The organism is Brachybacterium sp. EE-P12 (genome assembly GCF_003711805.1).
In the GTDB taxonomy this organism is placed as follows: Bacteria; Actinomycetota; Actinomycetes; order Actinomycetales; family Dermabacteraceae; genus Brachybacterium.
Map to the genome: position 1 here is coordinate 1 of NZ_QXCP01000021.1, position 570 is coordinate 570.

1 protein-coding gene is annotated in these 570 nt (G+C 72.5%); it reads left to right on the forward strand.

Annotated features, from left to right (window positions below; genetic code table 11):
• Positions 1–570: HNH endonuclease (locus D1648_RS17755; protein ID WP_164518802.1), on the forward strand; the 570-nt coding region annotated here is incomplete at both ends.

Consider the following 570-nt stretch of genomic DNA (forward strand, 5'->3'; position numbering starts at 1 on the left):
CGACCAGCACGACCAGCACGCCCAGCGCGCCCAGCAGGACCATCACGCCCATCACGATCCGTGCGACCGGCACGCCTCGGAGGGCTCCTCAGGGGGCTTCTCGCAGGACTGTCCGGAGGTGTCCTACGGGCCCGACGGGCCGGCGCTGCGGGCGGTGCTGCGGCGCCTGTATGAGCATCCCCGGGCGCCGGAACTCGTCGCGATCGAAGCCCATGCCCGGGCCTTCCCGGCAGCGCTCGCCCGCTTCATCCGCCTGCGCGACCGGACCTGCCGCGGCCCGCACTGCAACGCCCCGATCCGACACATCGACCACATCCACCCCCACGCCACCGGCGGGCCGACCAGCCTGGACAACGGGCAGGGCGTCTGCGCCTGCTGCAACGACAAGGAACAGCAGCTCAAGAGCGTCAAGCGCATCGGCGACCCCGCCGCGGATGGGCACGTCGTCGAATGGACCACCCCTCTGGGCACCACCCGAACAACCCGCCCCGCAGCCCTCACCCACCACCCAGACCAGACACCACCGACCCCCGACCAGGCGCCGAGCCCACCACCGAGCGAGCCACCACC